Origin of the sequence: Mitsuaria sp. CC2 (assembly GCF_048957715.1) — a bacterium.
Taxonomy (GTDB): Bacteria; Pseudomonadota; Gammaproteobacteria; order Burkholderiales; family Burkholderiaceae_C; genus Roseateles.
On record NZ_JARVXN010000003.1, the window covers coordinates 317,378 to 340,462 of the forward strand.

At 69.8% G+C, this 23,085-nt stretch carries 4 protein-coding genes; 2 read left to right on the top strand and 2 right to left on the bottom strand.

What is annotated here, in order from left to right:
* Positions 1–41: 41 nt before the first annotated feature.
* Both PV762_RS02165 and PV762_RS02170 read right to left on the bottom strand, forming a co-directional pair.
* Positions 42–16,613, bottom strand: a complete 16,572-nt coding sequence (locus PV762_RS02165; RefSeq protein WP_421033375.1) for a C80 family cysteine peptidase — start codon at positions 16,611–16,613, stop codon at positions 42–44.
* A 96-nt stretch (positions 16,614–16,709) separates the two neighbouring features.
* Positions 16,710–18,623 carry a glucokinase gene (locus tag PV762_RS02170; protein ID WP_421033376.1) on the bottom strand — a complete coding sequence of 638 codons (1,914 nt, stop codon included), beginning with the start codon at positions 18,621–18,623 and terminating at the stop codon, positions 16,710–16,712.
* 331 nt (positions 18,624–18,954) lie between these two features.
* On the opposite strand from PV762_RS02170, the gene glk reads away from it, so the two are divergent.
* Together glk and PV762_RS02180 are read left to right on the top strand one after the other, a co-directional pair.
* Positions 18,955–19,965 carry a glucokinase gene (gene glk, locus PV762_RS02175; protein ID WP_421033377.1) on the top strand — a complete coding sequence of 337 codons (1,011 nt, stop codon included), beginning with the start codon at positions 18,955–18,957 and terminating at the stop codon, positions 19,963–19,965.
* 261 nt (positions 19,966–20,226) lie between these two features.
* Positions 20,227–23,058: a TonB-dependent receptor gene (locus PV762_RS02180; protein WP_421033378.1), complete on the top strand. Its 2,832-nt coding sequence runs from the start codon at positions 20,227–20,229 to the stop codon at positions 23,056–23,058.
* Positions 23,059–23,085 lie beyond the last annotated feature (27 nt).

Consider the following 23,085-nt stretch of genomic DNA (forward strand, 5'->3'; position numbering starts at 1 on the left):
CGACCGCTCGACTGCCCGACCGGCCCGACCCGCGATGCCGGTCAGGCAGCCTGGGGGGCCAGCATGCTCGAGGCCTCCTCCCTCCGCGGCGCATGGCCGGCATCCCCGGGAAGCGCCCCGTCCGGGACGATCGCGGACATGGCCTGGGCGAGCAGCGATGCCTGGGCACCGGTCCCTGGCGCCGGCGGTTCCTTCAGCACGTCGGTCAGCCGCTGCTCGGACTGCCAGAGCCGCTTGCCGTGGTGGTCCTGGAAGGACAGCAGTCGCCAGGCGTTCTCCGGTGGTGCCTCGTGGATCCCGTGGGCGCGCAGGAGGCCGACATCCACGAGACGCTGAAGCGCGGCCGCCGCCTTCCTCAATATGCGCGCCTGGCCGATTTCCTGCGGGGAGTCGGGAACGTCCGCGGGGAGATACAGCGTGTCGGCGCGTTGGACGTGCGCCAGCGTCTGGAGGGTGAGCGCGAACGGCGTGGCGGCTTCGGCGGCCCGTTCCTCCCCCAGTCGATCCATCGATCGGGCGAGCACCTTGTCGTACAGGCCGGCGGCCGCCTCGATCAGCACACTCGGCTCCGGGACCAACCGGATGGCCTGGCGCAGCGCGGACCGCTCGCCGCAGATCGCGCGGATCAGCAGGGCCGAGAAGGACGAGGCGGCGTCCGGCGACATCCACGGGTTCACGGATCGTTCGATGTCGGCACGCAGGGGCGCGAGGTCGGACGCAACGAGCCCGCCGCGGCCCCAGGTGTCGTAAGGCAGATGGTCGACGAGCACCAGCGCCCGTTCGGTATCGGAGACGCCTGCTTCCACGATGTCGAAGATGTCCCGCGCGCGCGCGCCCAGTCCGTGCAGACGACGTATCCACTGGATGGTGATGGGGTCGAGCGACGGTCGCGGATCGCTCATGGCCCACGCGCCCGACAGGGGCACGTCCCTGATCACCGCGGACTGGAAGGTCCGCATCCGGTCGATTTCCTCGGCGCTGCGGATGCCGGTGGCGAAGACCGACATGATCTCGTCCGGTCTCATGCCCAGACCCAGCATGTACAGGCCGGGTTCCCTGAACACGGCGCGCAGGGAGTGCTGGGTCGTCCACGGACCGCGTGCGTCCTGCTGCCGCCAATCCAGCACGCCGTGCGTCGGTCGAGCGTCCGAAAGGACCGTCACCTTCAGCACGCCGGCGTCACGCAAAACCTGGATGTCGCCGGAAATCCTGGAACGCATGACCAGCAGATCGTTGGCGCTGGACGGCTCACGCGTCGGCTCCGGCAGGCGGAACTCGTACGGAACGTCGGAGGTGGTCGAGACGAGGAGGTCCGCCAGCGTCCGCGGCGCGAAGCCGACCCGTTCGTCATAGCGCCTGAAGATTTCGTTGCGATCCTTCCGCCACGCGTCTATCACGGTCGTCATCGTGTCCGCCACCAGCAGCACGGCGTCCTGGCCGGCCCTGGCCGGATCCCGGACGGAGAACTTGTGCAGCAGCCCCGCCGCCAGCGTGAGCGCCTGCGGCAGCGCGCCGGGTTCGCAGGCGACGGACTGGAGGATGAGATCGGTCAGCCTGTCCAGACGGGGAAGGAGCGGCAGGTCCGCGCCTTGGAACACCGCCGCCATCAGCCGCTGCTTCACATCGAGGCGATGGCGCGCCAAGGCGTCCATCGAGAATCGTGCGAAGTTCCACTTGTCGTGGTCAAGCCGCTGCAGCAGCGTCAGCGCCTTGCGCAAGGGGCCTGCCGTGGCGTTGACGGCGGCCTGCTCGACGGATCCGGGCAGATCCATGTCCATGATCGCCTCGGACTTCAGCGCGGTGGCCGTGCTGAGGAAATGGAGGCGGGACCGGATGTCGTTGACCGCCGTGCGCAGCGCCTCGTCGCCGGGGTCGCGGCCCGTCGGTCGACGAAGCGGCAGGATGAGCCCCGAGATCCGGGCCGTCACGGTCAGGAGTTGCAGGAGCATCGGCGCCGACGCCTGGACGGCTTGACGCTCGTCCGCGTCCAGCACCAGGCGACGGTGGAGGGCCTTCGCCAGATGCACGAACGCATCCGCCGCCAGCAGGAACGGCGCGTCGACGCTGGCCGTCGGCATCGGCTTGCCGTTCCATGGCGGCGCCAGGAGTTCCTTCAGCAGCGGCGCGCCGAGGTCGATGGACCTGCTGGCCGTCCGCTGCCCGCCAAGGGTGCGGCCTTGCCAGCCCGGCAGCTGGAGCACCCTGGGCAGCGCGCGGATGTCCCCGGTCGCGGCATCCAGCACCGCTTCGACGACTGCGGCCTCGTGGGCGGTGGGCAGGTCGGCGAGGTCCGCGCCCTGGCTGAGCCGCCAGGATGACAACGCATCGCGGAGCACGGGCGCCATCCTGTCCCTGTCGATCGCCACCTCGCTGGTGGGTCGCGGCCAGCCCTCCGCGAGCAGGTGAGCCTGGGAGGCGGTCGACCATCCCTGCCGCGCTTCGCGCAACAGCACCTTCGCCGGCACGAAGGGCTTGAGCCGGGCGAGGTCGCGCCAGGTCTCCTCGGACCAGGGGGGCTGCGTCAACACCTCGTCCGCGACAAGCCCGGGCGCCAGCGCGCCGAGACGTTCGCGCAGCTCGACCGCGCGCGCGACGGCAACGTCCGTGATGAGGCCGCGGGCCATCAGCATGTCGCTGTCCTCGCGGCTGTAGCCGCCCGCCATCAGGCGCGTGGTCATCGGACTCAGGCCCGCCTCGGCGGTGGTGAAAGTCACCTCGGTGAGCCAGGCGTCGATCGGGAAATGACCGCCGACCGCCGCGAGCCGATACGCCCGGTACGGCACGCCGCCGGTATCGACGGGCGCCACGACGCGATACGGGCCGTTCGCGAGCGTGAACGGTCCGGACACGTCGATCCAGCGCCCGCCCGTCCCTCCCCCTTCGCCCGCCTCGCGCGCCTGGATCCGCCAGCGCCCGGTCGAATCGTCCGGCCGCGCCTTGACCAGCACCTGCGGCGCGACGTCCAGCGTGACCGCCGTCAACGCGAGCGCATGGGCGAATGCGAACTCGATCCAGGCGAGCTCGCCGTTCCGGTCCAGGTTCACTGGCTTGTAACCGGTCGGCGCCCCCTTGTCGTCGGTCGTCATGTCGACGTGAGGGCGCCATGCGGTCGCTTCCCCGCCCGTGGCGACGCCGTCCACGAGGTTGTCCGGCGTACTGCGCCCGAAGCCCGCCGCACCCGGAAGCGTGACCTTCTTCGTCTCGATCACCCCGTCGCCGTGGAGGTGGGCGATGGCGGACAGTTGAGGACTTTTGCCTGTCACGTAGCTGGCCTTGCCCCTGTCCAGACTGTTCTGGAGCGCTGTCCTGTCCCTCTCGCTCATGGTGCGGTGGATCTTCAATTTCCAGTACGAATCGGCATGCTTCTCCTTGTATTCCTCCTCCAGGTCGATGCGTGCCAGTTCCCAGTCCAGCCGCGCGTCCTCCGCATCGGGGGACTGACCGAATTGATCCAGCACCTCCCCCGGCACCAGGTCGTACCGCCTGCCGGGCACGCGTTCCGCGTCCTGCGTCGTGAAGCTGTTCCCCGAGTCGTCGAGGGCGAGGTACTTGTTGAGCACGTTGCTGACGACCGTCGAGTCCGAAGGACGCAGCAGCCGCGAGAGACCGACCTCGATCAGCGACGAGCGATGACCTTGCTCGTAGGCCTGTCGATGGGCGTTGCCGAGGATCACGTCCTCGGCCGACACCTTCGCGCGACGCAGCCGTGCGAGCACCTCGTGATCGAAGATGCCTGCGCGGTGCATGCCGTCCATCCATGCCTCGTCCAGCGTCCCCGAGGCGACCATCGCCGCCGCCAGTGCGGTCGCCACGTCGGCCGGCCTCCCCTTGATCCGCAGCACCAGCCCGAGCAGGGCCGCCGTCTGCGAGGTCGGGACCAAGGTGTCGTCGGGTCGCGCGACCAGCAATCGGACGAACTCGTCCAGATCACCGACGGACCCCGTCGAATCCAGCGCCTCTCCCGGCTGCGTGCGCGCCCAGGCTTCGAAGGGCTCGACCACCTCCAGCGGCAGATCATGCGCCAGCACGCGCTCGGCATGGGACCACGGCACGCCCTCGGCGGCGAGGTGCATCAGCAGCCTGCCGTGCCGCTGCGGCGACAGGGCGGTATCGACATCGCTGGCGGCATAGGCGTCGAGGAATGCGGCGGGAAGCGCGAGGCCTGCGGCCGAGGAGACCTCGAGCAGGCGGCGCATGCGGAAGAGTTGCGCGGGGAGCGTGGACTGCACCTTGTCGGCGACCTCCGCGGACAGGTCCATCAGCCGCAGGTAGGTGCGCACGGCCACCGGATCGCAGGCGGACGCGTCGCTGAACGCCCGCCGCGTGAAGGCGCGGTGGACGGCCGCGATTTTCTTCACCAGTGCCGCATCATGGATGTCCTGGTGCTGCAGCAGCGCGAGCAGCGGCGCCGGGGCGCCCAGCTCTTGGTAGCGCCGCCAGGTGTCCCGCAAGCCGTCAGGCAGGAGGGGGTACTGCCAGTCGCCGCTGGGGAATTCCTCATACGGCGCGGTCAGCCAGGACGGAGTGGCGATCTCGAAGTGGCGGAAGGTCCGGTCGTAGTCCCTGACATAGACCATCGACGACGCGTCGCCGCTGCCGGAGGAGAGCAGGAGGGAGGCGCCGTGCCTGTCGAAGGAGGCGTCCGGGCCCAGCGACACGGTCCTCGTGATCGCGGCGTCCAGGAATGCGCTTCGCGGGGTCCAGGCCGCTTCCGGCGGCGCCTGGACGATGTGTCGTCCGGGCACGAATCCTGGCACCGCGCCCTCGACGGGATCGTGGCCGTACATCATGAAGCGGCTGTCGTGGATGACCGGCAGGGCATAGCGTCCTTGCTGTCCTTGCTGGGCGCTCCCGGTGAGGGCCAGGGACAGGTGCCTCGCCGTGGGATCCACGGCGTGATCCCGTAGCGTGATGGTGCCGTTGCCCGTGTCGACGATCAGATCGTCGCCCTCGCGACGGAAGCGCAGCTGCGCGGGGTCGGCGTCGAGTTCCAGGAAGTCGCGCACCCCGTCCGCGGCGGCGTTGTCGATCACGATCGAACGGCCGGCCGGGACCCGGTAGGTGTCGCTGCCTTCGCCGCCGGACATCACCAGGACGCCGGGCAGGTCGGCGGCGTCCAGCACGTCGTCTTTCGCCGAGCCCTTCTTGACGGTGCTGTCGAGGGTCGCCGACGGCTGCGCGGGACCGCGGTGGTCCGCCATCGGCGCATGACCGCCGGCCGTCGCCGGAGCGCCCCTCACCCGCATCGCGCCTTCCTCCGGCGCGTCGGGCGCCGGAAGGATCAAGGGGGCGACGCTGTCGGTCCCGGCCCCTGCGCGGGCCCACAGCAGCGTCGTGCCGGGAGACAGGTCGTCGGTCAGCGTCAATGTCAGCGGCGTGTAGCCCGCGCCCGCATCGGCCGGCGCGACCTCCGTGATGACCAGCGCGCGGCCGACCCGGCGATAGCGCAGCCGCTCCACCGCGACGTCCAGCATGATGTCCGGCGCGATCGCGGTGCGCTGCGACGCATGGAAATGCCCGCCGCCGGCGGGCAGGTGATGGCGCGTGGGCGCGTCGTCGCTGCCCAGCCACCGACGCGAGGCCGGCGTGTCGGCGTCGAGGAACAGCACCTTGGCCACCTCCCCGGAGCCATGGGGCCTGAGGCCCAATCCGCGCGGATCGGTCAGCACCATCCGCGTGCCCAGCGCGTCGACGATGAGCAGGTGCCGGTCGCGCGCCGTCTCATCCGGCCGTGCGAAGAAGTCGGTCAGCGTCAGCGTGTCCTGACCGTGCCGCACCCGCAGCGTGTCGTCGTTGCGGCTGAAGGAGAGCGTCTCGTGCAGCATGCCGGCCTGGATGACCGTGTCCGCCGGGAGGCCCGGCGAATAGGTGATGACCGCGCTGACGCCCGGCGACCAGATCGCCAGATCGCCGGAGCTTGTCGCGATCGTGTTGCCGCTGCGCAGGACATAGGTGTTGCGGCCGCCGCCGCCCGCGATGCGGGCGGTCGTCGCCTCGACATCGAAGTGGTCGTCGTCCGGGCCGCCCTGCAGGTCCGCCGAACCGCCCTGACGGATCATCAACCGCTCGATCTCGGCCATCGTGGTGACCCGTTCGACCGCCGTCCCGGACGGCTTGACGGAAAGCCGGTAGGTCCACTGCGGGGCATGGTCATGCGTCATCGGTCGCAGGGTGACGTCGGCCTGCTGGGCCTGGAGCAGCACGTCGTCGAGCTCGCCGAAGCCGACGATGCCGCCCGAGCTCCCGCTGTCCAGCATGAACCTGTCGCGCCCCCGTCCGCCGACGGCACCGCTGGCGCTGCCGAAGAGCTCGATCCACTGGTCGGCGGTCGCCTGTTCATCGAGGGGCGTCTGGGAGCCGATGATCTCCAGTCCCAGCCAGGCGACGCCCGGCGGTCGCCCGTTGAGGATCGCGTCGCGCTGGAGGGTCTTGGTCCCGACACCGTAGGGGGGAAGATCCTGGAGGACGAAGGCATAGGGCGGATCCTGGTCCGGCACCTTGAAGGTCGCGTGCTTCACGACCACCTTCCTGTCGGGGTAGTGGACCGTTGCGATGCCCACCTTCGCCAGGCTGTCGGCCCGGAACGTCATCAGGTCCTCCCACTGCTGGCGCAGCGCGCCCTCGCGCGCCGCCGCGGTCTCGGCGGCGACCTTCGAGGTTTCCGCGCGCAGCAGCATGCTGGTGCGAAACCCGAACGACATGGCCAGCCCGCTGACGAAGGACTCGCCGGGCGTGGTCGACCTGAGGAAGTCGCCGTATTCGTCCAGCCAGAGGCCTGCGTTGACCGCGCCGGTGATGGTCATCGCCGCGGCCGTGATGATCAGGCCCACCGGCCCCGCGGCGCTCGCGGCCGTGGCCAGGGCCGCGGAGGCGGAGAACGCGGCCGCCACGGTCACCCCTGTGGACACGAGGCCCAGGGTGGTGAAAGTGGTGATCATCGCCGTGTTGGCGACCAGGGACCGGTACGCATGGCTGTCGGTCCCGAGGCCGCTCTTCCTGAACTCCTCCCACTGCAGGCCGATCACGACCAGGCCCAGGACGGACAGGGGCACGTCGAACACGCCGGCGGCCAGCGAGCGGCTGATCAGGCCCAGCACCCGCGACCGGGCGACGGGACCGACGGTCGACAACCAGGCGCCGAGCTTCGCGGTCAATGGGGTGATCACGATGCTGCCCGTCTGCACGATCGACAGGCCTTTCATGGTCGGGTCCATGGCCCGCCAGCCCTGGACCAGCTGGACGGCGCCGATCACCGTGTTGATCGCGCCCAGGCCCTTGTTGCCCTGGTCGGCCCAGTCGACGTCGCGCAGGCTCGCGCGCAAGGTCGCGCGGACCCCGCGGACCTTGTCGATGAACCGCCTGGACCGGCTGGCCGTGGACGCGGCGGCCACGCGCTCGAAGATCGCGTCGGGCACCTTCAGCAGCCCGGCCGCGACCCGCATGAGCGCCGGATCCTGATCGCCGCCGACGAGCTGCGTCAGCCTGTCCGCATTCAGGCGGATCCCCCCCTGCGCGTCGATGGCCACCACCCCTTCGCCCCGCAGGTGCGCCAAGGCGTTGTCCTCCGAGATCGTCGACAGGCGCCACGGATCGTCGAGACCGGGGGCGGCGCTGCGTGCGATGCCGTCCAGCACCCGCTCCAGCACCGTGCCGGGCATCGCGTCGGACGCGAGAGGCAAGGGTCCGATCGCGTCGATGTCGATGCCGTCGAAGAAGGCGCGGCCCTGCGGCGACAGCGTCGCGAGGATGCTGCCCATCGGGGTGTCGGCCTGCCCGCCCCGGTCCATCGCCACGTCGTACCGCGGCTTCGCGTCCGGCATCTCGTGCCGCGCGCCCGGGGAGGTCGACGGCGTGTCGGCGATCGATGCGGGGTAGCGGTCGACCACGCCGACCTGATTGCTTCTGCGATCGAAGCGCATCACGACCGTGTCGCCCGGCTGCTGGTGCGCGAGGCGCGGCGTGCCGTCGTCGGCGAGGTGCTTCGTCAGCTTGCGGGTCGTGCCGGGACCGGTGTCGCCGTCTTCCGATCCGGTGACGTGCAGTTCGCCGGTCCGGGCCGTGAGCGCGACCCCGTCCGTCCAGCCGTAGACCTGCAGCTCGCGCAGGAACCGCAGGGCGAAGTTGTTCTCGAGCGCGGGCGTCGCGGTGTCGCAGGCGATCAGCGTGATGCCCTCGACGGGCCGCCTGGAGGCGTCCGCGGCCGTGTCGTGAGGAACGAGTCCGGCGCTTCTCAACCAGGCATGCAGCTGCGTGGCCAGAAGGCCCGGCGCCCATCCGGCCACGACCTGCCGGCCCTGCGGGCCGGCCTGGCCCGATCGGCCGACGATCGCCAGCTTCAGCACGGTGCCCGCGTCGGCAGCGTCCAGTCGCGCCGCTCCCCACTTCACCGCGCTGCCGCCGTCGACGTCGAGCTGGATCCAGACCGCCGCGTCCTCATGCTTGCGCCAGTCCAGCCAGGCGGCGGTGAATGCTTCGGGCGAATCCTCGATCTGGAAGATCAGCCGCAGGCGTGCGGGCGCGGCGGTGGGGGTGGCAGGGTCGTGGGACAGCGTCAGACCCAGTCCGTGCGTGCCCCAGCCGGGCGCGACGGACGAGGGCGGGGGAGCCGGGTGCCAGAGACGTCGCACGCTGGCGAGGTTGTCCGCCTCCATCCGCCACGGCCCGACGCCCACGGCGGGGCGGGTGGCGTCCGGGATCGCCGTCCGCTTCGCGAGCAGCAGTCCTCCTGCACGCACGGTGTCGTCGATCAGCTCAAGCCGCCATCCGGCAGGGAATGAGGTCGTCGTGCGCGCATCCGCGGGCGGCAGGCACTGGAGCGCGAACCACTCGAGCGCCATCACGTCGACGTCCTGACGTCCGATGGCCTCCAGCACGGAAAGCGATGAACCCGTCGACGCGGGCAGACCCCGGACCTGCATCTGGGCGAAGGCGGGGCGGTGCGCCGCGTCGAACGACACCGTGCCGCTGGCACGATCGAGACGCTGCTGGAGGTCGGGCAGGGCGGCCCGGAGCGCCGGCATGGGGTTGGCGGGGTCCAGCGGCACGCGCACGACGGGCGAAGAGAGCGAATGGAACCGGAGGAACGGCAGGCTGTCCTGGGCCGCCAGGATCCTCTGGGGCATCGACGTGACGCTCCAGGTGTCGCCCGAGGGCTCGGTCCAGATCTCGCGCCGCAGTGCGGCCCGGTCGATCTCGTACGTCGGTTGAAGGGACCTCATCACATCGAGCGACTGGTTGGCTCGGCGGGCCAGGACTTCGCCGTGTTCCTGCGTCGCGGCCACGAGGTCCGCGGCGGCGATCTTGTCGTCGAGTTCCTTGAAGAGCAGCTGCAGCGCCTGGCGCTCGTCCGTCGGCAACGTGCGGCCGTGCACGGACTCGAACCTCGACAACTGCGATTTCAGGTCCGCCCAGGCGGCCCGGAGTTCGCTGTACCACCGTCGCACGGCGGCCGTGTCCCACCACGCACGGTCGCCGGACTGGTGGATGACCGTCAGCACCGGCAGTTCGTCCCCGAACCAGGCGCTGCCGGACTTGAAGCCCCCGTCCCCGGCGGGGGTCCATGCCTGCGGCGTGGCGCCGGGCCCGGATCGGCGCATGACCACCAGCGCTGGCATCAGGCCCAGCATCGCCATCCGTCTGAGCGTGGGCTCCGCCAGTGCGAGATGGCCGTGCCAGCCTTGAAGCAGCGCCGGGGGCAGGTCGGGGACGGTCGAGGAAGCGGGCCGGGGTCCGACCTCGACCGTGATCGGTTGACCGGTCAGGCCGGCACGCACGGCCAGGGCCGTCAGGCGCAGATGCGCCGCCGCCGCGCCGTGCTCGGGCGTGATGTCGGCGACGGCAGACTGGAGCATGGTCTGCGCGAGCGCGGCGTCGAGACGATCCAGCACGAGCATGAAGACCGCGTCGGCCGCGGCCACGGGGGACGACCCGGTCGACGGCCGTCCGGCGGCAGCGGCCATCAAGGTGGCGGTGTCCAGCACGGGCGCGTGATCGAGCGCCACTTGCGCGGCCGCGCCTCCGGGAGGACCCAGGCGATGGAGGCCGTCCAGGGCCTGCTTCAGCCTGTGGGCATCGAAGAGTCCGGCGCCGAAATCGTCGGCGATGGTTCGCAGGGGCTGCAGAAGGTCCTGCCGGGTGTCGTCGACCTTGAACGTGTGCTTCAGGACATCCAGGGCGAGCGTCGCCGCCGATTCGAGCAACTCGGGCGTCGTCCCGTAGCCGGGAAGGAAGAACGCCAGATCGATGATGGCGTGCAGGCGCTGCCGCTGATCGAGGGCGGTCGTGGGCGTCCAGCGCGGCGCTTCCCCGGGCGTGTCCAGCGCGGTGGGGCGGGCCTTGTCCGTGTCCTCCGGGGACAGCAGGGTGGGCGTGGCGTCGGGGTACTTGTCGTCCGGCGTCAGGTTGAGCAGATATCTTGGAGCGTGTTTGGTGACAAACACGGTGCCCGGGGCGTGATGGGTCGCCTGGTCCGCGCCGTCCGCAAGGATCCATCGCTGGGAAAACCGATCCTGGTCCTCGCCGTCGGCAGGGAACAACACCTGACCCCTGAACGCCGTCACCGCATAGCGTTCCGAATTCTGGAAGTGTTTGCGGAAGTGATCGACGAAAGACTGGGGCTGGAACTCGGATGCGAGGTCGCAGCCCAGCATCGTGACCTTGTCCGCCGTGGGCCGGTGCATCGGGAAGTGAGCGTTGAGCACCTGGTTGACGCGTCGAGCCAGGGCCGTGCCGTCGTAGCCGCTCAGCGCGCGCGACGCGCCCAGGAGCGTCGAGCCCTGGCCGACGATCACCAGCTTGACCTTCTGGCCGGGGGTCGTCGGGGGCAGGTCGGCGCCGTGCAGGACCTTGGAGGCGCCGTGGCGGTCCGCCTGCAACCACAGGACCTGACCGCGGGTCCTCTCGTCGCCGGCATGCCGGAGACTGGCCTCGAAGGCCTGGGGAGAATCCTCCATCTGCAGCACGATCAGCTTCAGCGGCAGACGCTCCCGCTTGGTCGGCGGCTGCGCGTCCGTCGCCATCGTCCGGCGCTGGAGGTCCACCAGGCTGGAAGACTTCCGCCCCGCGGCGGTCAGTTCGTTGCCCCAGTCCGCCAGCGGGCGATCGAGGAGTTCCGGGGCGGGGCCGACATCGTCGGTGAAGCGGCGGTATCGTTCGATGACGGCGTCCTCGGGGTCAAGCTCACCATTCGTGAGGCGCTTGAAAAGCGTCGCGATCCGGGGCGGGTTGTCTTTGGCCTGCGCCCTTGGGTAAAGCCCGAGAAGACCATCGCTCTCCCATCGGAGGGACACGGGCAGACGCCGCGCCGTCGAGCCGTCACCGATCACATGCGCGATCGCCACATCGAGATCCAGCGCAGACCCCGACAACTCGTTGGCGTCCCGCAGCTTGTAACTGAACCAGCGCTCCACGCCACCACGCTTCAACATCATGATGACCGTCGGCACGCGCTCGTGTTGCGCCGATAGCGTTGCGTGAGAGGGGCGCCTGCGTTCTCCGGGGATGAAAAGTGTCGTGATTCCCGTCAGTCCGGGTAGTGCGTCGTACGCGTCGTAGAGGTGAAGGGCGGGGCTTGGCGGCAAGCCAAGCAGGTCGGACAGCGGCGTGGTCGAGACATGATGGTCGCCGTCCGGTCGCCAGTCTCCCCGTCGTCCGGACTCGCCGGCGCGGGAAACCACCCGCAACTCGCCGAGGACACCGCGTTGCGCCAGGGCCATGAGCACCGGCGTGCCGTGGGCGATGTCCCTCGTTGCCGCCGCCACGTGAGTGCCGCCCCTGTCGTGCCAGGCCTTCAGACGATCGAAGTCGATGACGACCGGCTTCCCGGTCGCCCTGGAATCAAGGATGTCGGACAGGAACCGGGCTCGGATGGCCTGTGCCGAGGTCAGATCGCCGGTGTCTCCCCCGGGTCCATAGATCGATTCCAGAAGCGCCACCGTATCCCCGGTCGTCCACGACCGTCCCGGCGCCAGCTGCCGGAGACGCCAGTCCAGGCTGATGATGTCCTGAAAGCTGTCGGAATGTTCCGACCGCTCCGTCAGTGCAAGCAGCAGGTCGTGCTCGGGAAAGCCCAGGCGTGCGGCGGCCTCGACGGCGGCTTTTCTGTGGCGCCGCAGGTTCACGGTGCCGTGCAGGGTCAGCGGGGACAGTTCCAACTGCTTGTCGAGCCACGCGGCAATCAGCACGTCCATCGCGTGGGGGGGCCGGGCGGGGGACGCAGCGTCGACGTTCCGGCTGCCGCCCGACGTGGCAAACGGCGGCGGCCGTCGGCTCATGCCCGCCCGTTTCGCCGGGGGAACGTCGTTGCTGGTACTGTCCTTGGCGCCCGTGTTCGTGCTCGTCGCGTCGTCGAGCGGACGCGTCGTGTCCGCCGTGGACACGGGGGGAAGGTCCGGGCGTCGGGCGAGCAGTTCGCCGGTGTCCGACGTGAGCGCCCCGGCCTCGTAGGTCAGGCTGTCCGGCAGCGCGCCGATATCGACGGGATCGCGCTGGGCGAAGCGTCGGACCGCCAGGATGTCCAGCTCACGCAGCGCCATGTCCAACTGCCAGCGCTGTGCCACCTCGTTTTGCGCCGGAGCGCGCAACTGCCAGGCGCGTGTCGTCGATCCGTCGCCCAGGTGCACGACGCCCGCGGCGCGATCCAGCCGCTGCGACACGTCCGGCGCGATCCGTCGGAACAAGGGCAGCGGGGTGGTCTCGTCGATCGCGGCCAGCGTGCCCCGGCCGAACGCTGCCTGGAAGCGGGGGGTGCCGGCCTGCTCGGCGGCGGTCCGCGCGACGCGCACGAGCTGTTCCGCGTACGCGTGGATGCTGTCCGTCACCGGGCTTTGCACGATCTGGTTGCGCAGTGCCTCGACCTTGGCGACGCGCTGATCCCACGCGGCGGCCGACATGCCGTCCGTGCGGTCGGCCGCCGGTTTGCGCTGCAAGTCATACAACGCTTCGGAGATCGACTCTGCCTCGACCGTGATCAGCCTCATGGCGGCGGTGTCCTCGACCGTGTCGTACCAGGCGCTGTCGAGTTCGCCGACGAGGTTCTCCCACGGCGCCAGCAGATCCTTGCGCACGCTCAGCGATTTGACGCTTCCGGAATCCGCATCGGCGACCGCCTTCGGCCAACGTTCGGCCATCAGATCCCGATCTGTTTGCCAGCGCTGGTTCTTCGGCGTCCAGCCTTCCGACGTGTCGTCGAACGGGGGGCGGGCGGCGTCGTAGACGATCGGTCCGATGACGCCGGTGCGTGACATCAGGCGCAGCTGATCGCGCAGGGACAGCATCAAGCCGGCGCGGCGATTGGACATCGGGTCGTTCAGCCAGGAGCGTTCCAGCGCGTCGCGCAGCGGCTCGACGTCCAGGACCAACGGAGCGCCGTCGGCGGATGACGCGAGCAGGCTGATGTAGAGATCGGCCACCGCGCGACCGGCCACGCTGCGTCGCAAGGCGTCCGCGCCGCGCTGTTCGCCAAGAAAGGCGCGGGCGTTGTCGAGCAGCTGCCGCATGATCTCGGCGGTCTCCCGATAGTTGACCGCGGGATCCGTTCCCGGCTTCGCGACGTCGAGCATGAGGGCATACGCCCGGTGCAGCGTGGGCACCGAGACATCGAGGACGCCGTCGAGGAAGGTCTCGGCGACGGCCCTCATGCGCGAGCTGCGGCCGCCTCCGCCGCTGCCGCTCTCGAACGGGCGGGCGCCGAAGCCGTCGACGAGCGTCGTCCGCCAGACGTCGTCGGTGGTTGCCGGGCGGGGCCAGTCGGCCGTGGCCTCGCGGAGGAAGGCCGTGATCACCTCGACGCGTCCGGCATGCCCTGCGCGGTCGGCGGAGGGGGGCCAGGCGGCGTCGTCGGCGTTCGCGGCTCCGTTGATCCCGCCGAAAGCCCAACGGGACGATTCGCGCCGGGCGATGACCCGGGGACCGTCTGACAGGCTGTCGGCCGAGAGCGTCATCCGGATCGGCAGCGCGTTGAGGTCGGGGACGTCGGCACGGGCCACATGGGCCGTGAGCAAGAGGTCGAGTCGCCGCAGCCACGTGTCCATCTTGGCCGCGTCGGCGATCGTCACCCCTTTCAACTGCATGACCGCACGACTTCGGACCTCACCGGACTTCCACGCCAGGCGCAGCGTCCCCGCCGGTCGATCCAGGATCTGTTGAAGTTCCGGGGCCAGCGCGGCCAGGGCGCGCAGCGGCCGCGCGTCGTCGATGGGCAGGGGGGTCAGCGGACGGGATTCTTCCAGCGGCAGCAGGCCGACGGTCGGGTCGAAGCGCCATTTGACTTTGAGCGGCGTCATGTCGCCGGTCGACACGAACCCGCTGCTGGCCGGTTCCCACGCGCCGGTGGCGTGCGGACTGGCGGAGTGCCACAGGATGGAGCCGGTCAGTCCCGCATCCCCCAGCCGCTGGAGGACCTCGTGGAGTGCGAAGGTGACGCCGGCCGCCGCATCCTTCGATCGCGTTCGGTTCACGCCATGGGTGAAATGGACCGCGTCGTAGTCCAGATGGAGCAGTCGGTCAGGCATCGCGGCGATCGTCGCCATGAACAGGTCGAGGACCGCCTGTGACGTCGCCGCCGCATAGGCCGGGTTCGCCTTCGCGACCCCGACCCACGCAAGCTGTTTCAAGCTCGCGAGGTCGCTCAGCGCGGCCGGCAGGCCCGACGCCGCCGGTTCACCGGAAGGAATCGGAGCGTGCAGCAGGCTCAGCACGGCCTTCCTCAGGCGCAGCGCGGAGCCGGTCAGCAGCGCCTCCAGCACGTGCGCGGCGACCGTCCGGTGAACGCCATCGGGCCGGACGGCCCAGGCCGGCCACCGCGCGGCGACCGCATCGATCAGGCCCGGCAGCAGCGACGCGCGCATGGCGTCGATGTCCGCCGGCGCCAGCTTCCAGCGGGCCGTGACGGTCTCGAACGCAGCGGCGATCGTGCTGAGACGCTGTTCGACGGTCAACGCGCCGGTGGGGTCCGGCGACCAACGCGTCGCCGGGAGCGTGCCATCCTTCCCGGTGGATCCGGTGCCATCGGCAGGCACGGTCATTGCCACCGCCTTGGCGGGCAAGGTCGTCTGCGGGGCCGCCGCCAGGCCCAACGCCGGTCCCGCGGTCGCCGCCGTGGCCGCGTCCAGCGTTGCGAGGCGCTCGACGGGGCCGCCGTCCACGATCAGCGCGCCGTCGATGTAGCTCACCTGCCGCGGCCACGCGTCGCTCATGACGAGGGGGCCGTCCCAGTAGCGGTGCGTGATCAGCGCGTCGAGTTCACGCAGCGCCATGTCCTGGCGGACCCAGGCGGAGGGATCGGTCGCGTCCAGCAGCGGCGCGACCCGCCAGGTCAACGTGCCGCCGCCGGTGTCGAGGCGGACGATGCCGCTGGACCGATCCAGTTGCTGCGACACGCCGGGCGCCAACGAGGCCAGCATGCGCAACGGCGCCGACGCCGTCACCGGCGCCAGTGCGTTCATGCCCAGCGCCGATCGCCTTAACCAGCTTCTCGTTGCGAAATCGAGGAAATGCGTCGTCAGCTTCTCGAGCCGGCGCGCGAGTCGTTGGACCCTCCGGTTGCCGCCCGCGCCCGCGCGGACCTCGGCGACCAGTCGTTCCGCCTCCGAGCGCAAGGTGTCCCAGGCTTGCGTCGACATGACGGCGGCCCGTTCCGGCAGGGGTCGCTTGTCCAGTCCGGCGATCCTGTTCAGAATCGATCCGGCGAAGTCGTTCATCCGCCCGACCAGACGCTGGAGCTGCGATCCGTCGGGAAACGCGACGGCGTTGGCCTCGGCGACGAAGTGCTCCCACCAGTTGCGCAGGTTGGGCATGAAGATGCGGTCCCGCAGTTTCGCCACGCGCTGCCCCTTCGGATCGAAGTAGCGCTCGGCCAGCACGCTCGACGCAGCGTCCAGGGAGAGGGCATGGCTGCCGTCCGGGAGCGCCGTCCAGGGGGCACTCTGCGCTTCCATCGGGATGGCCGCCGCGGCGATGCGCAGCCCACCGATCACGCCGGCGGCGTGCAACACCCGCAATCGGAGCAGCGCGGCCAGGTGCAGGCCACCGCGCAGGCGCGTCGCGCGGTCCGTGCCGGCGTCGCCGGCGAGGAAGATGTCGTCCAGCCTGACGGTGAACGGCCGGTCCGGACCGGTCGAGGCCAGCGCCTCGGCGAAGAACCGGGCCAGGGTCAGGCCTTGCCTGCTGCCCGCCGCGACTTCGGGCCCGGCCTGGTCCAGCAGCCCCACGATGCCGTCGAGCAGGCCCTGGAAAGCGCGCGTCGCGCGCGGAGAGGCGCCGGCCTCGTCGCGGTTCCAACGCTCCGCGTCGAACAGCGCGGCATGGACCTTGGCCATTTCCAGCGGCGCCTCGTTCAGGATGGCCTCCAGGAGGCTGCGCCTGACCTGACGCAGGTCTTCGACGGGGAGGGCCGCGTCGACGGTCGACAGGGACAGCGTGTCGAGCGACCGGAACAGCTCGGCCGCCAGCGGCCGGGGCAGCGATTCGTCGTCGGGCCATCCGCTCGTGAGTTCGTCCAGCGTGGCGGCGATCGCCGTGGCACGCCCGGCACCTGCCGATGACCGGTGCGGCGGCACCCTCGGGTCGCGGCGACCGGGCTGGGGGACATCGGTATCGGGAGAGGGGAAGGACATGGGACCTCGCAGGCGGGAATGAGGCGCCTGAGTGGTCCGTGCTCCCCGTCGGCGTCGCGCCGTCGGTGTCGTTCTTCGTCGCCTGCGGGCGTGCGCTCAGCGGCTGTGCGCCGTCAGCTTCGCCAGCGGCGCGGCCAGGCTGATGCCGGGCGCGGCGCGGCGCGTGCCGGGCGCGCCGTCGGCCTCGGTCTCGTCGAGATCGGGATGCGCGGTGCCCAGCGCCAACCCCGTCGCCCCGGCGTTGTCGCGCCGCATCGCGACGCCCACCGCCAGCATGTCGATCACCAGCAGGTGCAGGATGCGGCTGATCATCGGCAGGTGCGTGGCGACATCCTCGACGTGATCGACGATCAGCGCCGCATCCGCCTTCTTGGCTAGCGGCGACTGGCTCGCCGTGATCGCCAGCACATGCGCGCCGCGTTCGCGCGCGGCATCCGCCACCGCGATCAGCTCGGGCAGCTTGCCGCTGCTGCTGATCAGCACCGCCACGTCGCCCGCCTTGAGCGTCTGCGCGGCCAGCAGCTGCAACCGAGGCTCGACATAGGCGTTGCACGCGACGCCCAGCCGCAGGAACTTGAACTGCGCGTCCTGCGCGACGACACCGTAATGGCCGATCGCGAAGAACTCGATGCGCGAGGCGGCGAGCAGCAGGTCGATGCTGCGATCGATCATGTCGCGGTTGAGCTGGCTGCGCACCTGCAGGATCGCCGACGCGGTGTTGCCCAACACCTTCTCGCCGAGCTCCACCATCGAGTCGTCCTGCGTCACCTGCGTGTGGCTCACCGGCACCGTGCCGGTCAGGCCCGAGGCCAGCCGCAGCTTGAAGTCGGACAGCCCCTCGCAGCCCAGCGAGCGGCAGAAGCGGATCACCGTCGGCTGGCTGACGCCGGCGGCACGCGCGATCTCGGCGATCGGGTCGTTGAGCACCTTGCGCGAATGCGCCAGCACGTGGTCCGCCACGCGCTGCTCGGCCGGCGAGAGCCCGTCGCGCGCGCGCCGGATCTGGCTCACGATCGCGGAGGCGCCGCCGCTGTTCTGCAGGCTGCGCAGCTGCGCCTCCAGGATCGCCGAGGCGCCCTTGAAGGTCGCGTGCTCCGCCGTGATCACGAAGGTCGGGATCGCCCGCACGTAGTCGGAGAAGCGGCCCTTGTCCTCGAAGCGCGCCCGGAAGCGCGAGCGGTCGAAGTACTCGCCCAGCCGCGGGACGATGCCGCCGCCGATGTAGATGCCGCCCAGCGCGCCCAGCGTCACCGCCAGGTTGGCCGCCGCCGTGCCCAGCAGCGTGCAGAAGAGGTCCAGCGTCGCCTCGCAGACCGGATCGGCGGCCTCGAGCGCGCGGGCGGTGATGTCGGGCGCCGTCAGCGGCTCCGACGGCTGCTTCAGGTGGTCCGCCATCGCGCGGTGCATCAGCTCGAGACCCGGCCCCGACAGCAGCCGCTCGAAGGAGACGTGCTCGTACTCGTTCCAGGCGAAGCGCAGCAGCGCGATCTCGCGCTCGTCGCGCGGGGCGAAGTTGGTATGGCCGCCTTCGGAGCCGAGCGAGATCCAGCCCTCGCCGGCCGGGATCAGCCCCGACACGCCCAGGCCGGAGCCCGAGCCCAGCAGGCCGATCACGCTGTGCGGGCGCGCCTCGCCGCCGCCGATCTGGCGGATCTCGCCGCCGCGCAGGCGGGGCAGGGCCATCGCCAGCGCGGTGAAGTCGTTGACGACCACCAGCGTGTCCAGGCCCAGGCGCTGACGCGCTTCCTCGATCGAGAACTGCCAGTGGTAGTTGGTCATGCGGACCTGGTCGCCCTCGACCGGGTTGGCGATCGCGATCGCCGCGTGCGCCACCTTGAGCTGGCGCGGCAGCCGGTCCATGTAGGCGCGTACGGCGGCATGGAAGTCGGCGTGCTCGGCACAGCGCAGCAGCGCGATGTGCTCGAACTCTCCGGGAGTGGTCTCCAGGGCGAAGCGGGCGAAGGTGCCGCCGATGTCGGCGATCAGCCGGGGACTGTCGAATTCACGCATGAAGCGGCGATTATGGCGTGCCGCCCGAGCGCTTCCGGAAGGGTTCGCCCTAGCGACGCCTGCGATGCCGCGACCCGGGATCGTGTAGCGTGACTACAGCGTCGAATTCAGGCGAGAATCGCCGTCGCGGAACAAAAAACTCGTTCAGCGACAAGCAATTGAACGCGACATGCGAAGCGGCGACATCGCAGCGGAAGAGGCCGTGGGCCCCCTTGGCAACACCTCTCTTGTGTCGACGATGTAGTTTTGCTACCTTGCGCGGACCCGCCGCGGATGCGGTCTCGTGCGCGCCCCGGCGGCGCGCTTCCAGTCAGAGAGCAGGACAAGAACAGTGCAAGCAGATCAGGGTGTGCAAGGCGTGGAGGCCGCGGGTTATCCGTGGCTGGTGGCGGACATCGGCGGCAGCAACGCCCGGTTCGCCTGGGTCGACGGACCGGGGAAGGGCGTGGCGCACGTGCGCAAGCTGCCGGTCGCGCACTACGAATCGCTGCGCGACGCGGCCGAGGCCTATCTGAAGGAATTGGCCGGACTGGGCATCTCGACGCGCCCGAAGCGGGCCTCGCTGGCGCTGGCCACGGCGATCAAGAGTGACCGCATCGAGCTGACCAACAGCCATTGGACCTTCTCGCGCAGCGAATTGCAGGCCGGGCTGGGCCTGGATGAGTTGCGTCTGCTGAACGACTTCGAGGCGCTGGCGCTCTCGCTGCCGGGTCTGCGCGCGGACCAGGTCGCGGCCGTGCCGGGTCCGAAGCTGGCGACGCCGCATGGCACGCTGGCCGTCATCGGCCCGGGAACGGGCCTGGGCGTGGGCGGTGTGATCGAAACCTCGGGGGGCTGGGTCGCGCTGCCGGGCGAGGGGGGTCACATGACGCTGGCGCCGACCAACGACTACGAGAGCGAGCTGCTCGCGGCCGCGCGCAAGGACTTCCCGCATGTCTCCGCCGAGCGTTTCCTGTCCGGCGTCGGCCTGCCGACGCTGCACGCCGCGGTCGCGGCCGTGGCGGGCCAGGCATCCGCGCAGCGCCTGACGGCGGAACAGATCGTCGAGGGCTTCCTGTCCGGCGATCCGCTCTGCATGAAGACCGTGGACCAGTTCTGCGCCTTCCTGGGCAGCTTCGCCGGCAGCGTCACGCTGGCGCTGGGCGCGCGCGGCGGCATGTACATCGGCGGGGGCATCGTGCCCCGGCTGGGCGAGCGCTTCTTCCAGTCCTCCTTCCGGACCCGCTTCGAAGAGAAGGGGCGTTTCGCGCCCTATCTGGCCTCGGTGCCCTGCGTGCTGATCACCGACACCCTGACCGCGCTGGCGGGTGCCGCCTTCGCGCTGGAGCAGTCGGTGCGCTGACTGTTGTAGTTTGTTGGAATGGGGTTGTAGTCCAGCTACATCACCCCCTCTGAACGGCGGCCCTCGTGGCCGCCGTTTTTCATTTCGTCTCCCTAATTTGCGGGTTTATCCGTAGAAACCCGAAGTAACTTCGTAGTTTTCGCGCCATGTCCGCTGTAGTTTCCATCGTCCAGGGTTTGCGAGGGCTTGGATCGTGATCTAGTTTTAGTACAGAATTCCTTCAGAACGTTGGGTTCCGCCGTTCATACAGGAGACAAACAAATGAAGACATCGCCCGCCTCGCGCGAGTTGTTCCGGATGCAGCCCGTCGCTGCCGGTTGCCTGGTGACGCTGGCCCTGATGGCCGGCGCCGCCCAGGCGCAGCAGGCGCCGGCGCCCGCCGGCACACCCGCTTCTTCGCCCGCCTCGTCGCTTGCCCAGACCGAAGCCGACAAGCAGGCCGCCGCCAAGGCCGCCGCCGACCGCCAGCTGGAAACCGTGACCGTCACCGGCATCCGGCGCGGCATCGAGGCGGCGATTTCGGTGAAGAAAAACTCCGACGCGATCGTGGAGGCCGTGTCCGCCGAAGACATCGGCAAGCTGCCCGACGTGTCGATCGCCGAATCCATCGCGCGCCTGCCTGGCCTGTCGGCCCAGCGCGTCGCGGGTCGCGCGCAGGTGATCTCCGTGCGCGGCCTGTCGCCCGACTTCGCCACCACGCTGCTCAACGGCCGCGAGGTGGTCTCCACCGGCGACAACCGCAGCGTCGAGTTCGACCAGTACCCGTCCGAGCTGCTCAGCGGCGTGGTCGTCTACAAGACGCCGTTCGCCAACCTGGTGGGCCAGGGCCTGTCGGGCACCATCGACATGCAGACGGTGCGTCCGCTCAACTTCAGCACCCGCGTGGTCACGCTGAACGCGCGCGGCCAGCGCAACTCGCTGGGCAAGGCGGCCGATTCGGATGCCACCGGCAACCGCCTGAGCGCCAGCTACATCGACCAGTTTGCCGACCGTACCGTGGGCGTGTCGCTGGGCTATGCGCACCAGGAGACGCCGATCCAGGAAGAGCAGGTCGGCCTGTACGAGCCCTGGGACCAGTCCGGACGCACCGGCCTGCCGACCGGCACCTACAACTCGGGCGGCATCAAGGCGCTGCGCCGCACCGGCAAGACCGAACGCGACGCGCTGATGGGCACGATCGAGTTCCGTCCGACCAAGAACTGGACCAGCGTCGTCGACGGTTTCTGGACCAAGGCCAAGCAGGAAGACACGGCCAACCAGTTCGAGATGAGCATGACCTGGAACGGCAACAACACGCCGCTCGACTGGTCCAACCCGACGGTCAACAACAACGGCACGCAGACCGGCGGCACGCTGCTCAACGCCTACCCGCTGGTGCGCGGCATGTACAACAAGCGCGACGACAAGATCGTCGCCGCCGGCTGGAACAACAAGCTGAAGTTCGAGAGCGGCCTGTCGCTGACGGCCGACGTGAACTACTCCAAGGCCACCCGCAAGGAATTGGTCCTGGAGAACAACACCCAGCTGCTGGCCGCGCCGGGCGCGATCCCGCTGGACAACGTCAAGCTGGCCTTCAGCTCGGGCGACTTCTCGCAGATCGTGCCGGGCCGCAGCTACTCGGATCCGACGCAGCTGTACCTGCAGAACACGATCTACGGCTCGGGCTACGGCAAGCTGCCCAGCGTCAAGGACGACCTGGCCGGCTTCAAGCTGGTGGGCAACATGCCCGCGCCGGAAGCCATGTCGAACTGGTTCTCGGACTTCGAGGCGGGCCTGAACTACGCGGACCGTTCCAAGAAGAAGCGCCAGCCGGAGGGCAACATCAACGTCGGCGCGCAGGGCAACACCGCCATCGGCTCGGAGTTCCAGTACAGCCCCGTGAACCTGAGCTTCGCGGGCCTGGGCCTGATCCCGGCGTGGAACGTGCCGGGCGCGGTGGGTCGCTACATGACCTTCGAGCCGACCGAGTCGCTGAACTACCTGATCCCCAAGGCCTGGGACGTGAAGGAGAAGAGCACGACGGTCTTCCTGCAGGCCAACATCGACTCGTCGACCTTCGGCATCCCGATGCGCGGCAACATCGGCCTGCAGGCGGTGCACACGGACCAGTCCTCGCAGTCCAACTACTGGGACAGCACGATCAACGGCGGCGCGGGCGGCGTGAAGCCGATCGAGGGCGGCAAGAAGTACACCGACTACCTGCCGGCGCTGAACCTGTCGTGGCAGCTGCCGGGCGACCAGACGGTGCGCTTCGCGCTGGCCAAGCAGATGGCGCGTCCGCGCGTGGAGCAGATGAATGCGGGCATCGAGTTCGGCGTCGACGGGGCGACCGGCAAGCCGGGCGCGTCGGGCGGCAACCCCGAGCTGAATCCGTGGCGCGCCAATGCGGTCGACCTGTCCTGGGAGAAGTACTTCGGCAACAAGGCCTATGTGGCGGTGGCCGGCTACTTCAAGGACCTGCGCAGCTACATCTACAAGCAGACGGTCGACAACTACGACTTCTCGCGCTTCGTCACGGACTACGTGCCGCAGCCCGGCCAGCCGCCGGCGCAGCTGACGGGCAACTTCACCGCGCCGTACAACGGCCAGGGCGGCCAGCTGCGCGGCCTGGAGATGACCGCGTCGCTGCCGCTGGAGCTGGTGACCCCGGCGCTGAAGGGCTTCGGCATCACGGCCAGCGCGACCTTGAACAGCAGCAACATCACGATCCGCGATCCTGACAGCGCCAACAGCGTGGGCAGCGGTCCGATCACGCTGCCGGGCCTGTCCAAGCGCGTGTACAACCTGACCGCGTACTACGAGGCCAACGGCTTCGAGTTCCGCATCAGCCAGCGCAAGCGCTCGGACTTCATCGGCGAGATCGGCAACTTCAACGGCGCGCGCACGCTGCGCTACGTCGTCGGCGAGAGCATCGTCGACGCGCAGATCGGCTACAACTTCACCGACGGTCCGCTCAAGGGACTGGGCCTGCTGGCGCAGGTCAACAACCTGACCGACGAGGCCTATCGCACCTACGCGGGCTCGAAGGACCGGCCGTTGGAATACGTGAAGTGGGGCCGCACCTTCCTGTTGGGCGCGACCTACAAGTTCTGACTCTGACGCAGCGCCGCAGCCCCGCTT

Excerpts from the sequence above, each read along its gene's own strand:
- PV762_RS02165 (WP_421033375.1), bottom strand. The coding sequence starts at position 16,613 with ATGTCCTTCCCCTCTCCCGATACCGATGTCCCCCAGCCCGGTCGCCGC.
- PV762_RS02170 (WP_421033376.1), bottom strand. The coding sequence starts at position 18,623 with ATGCGTGAATTCGACAGTCCCCGGCTGATCGCCGACATCGGCGGCACC.
- PV762_RS02180 (WP_421033378.1), top strand. The coding sequence starts at position 20,227 with ATGAAGACATCGCCCGCCTCGCGCGAGTTGTTCCGGATGCAGCCCGTC.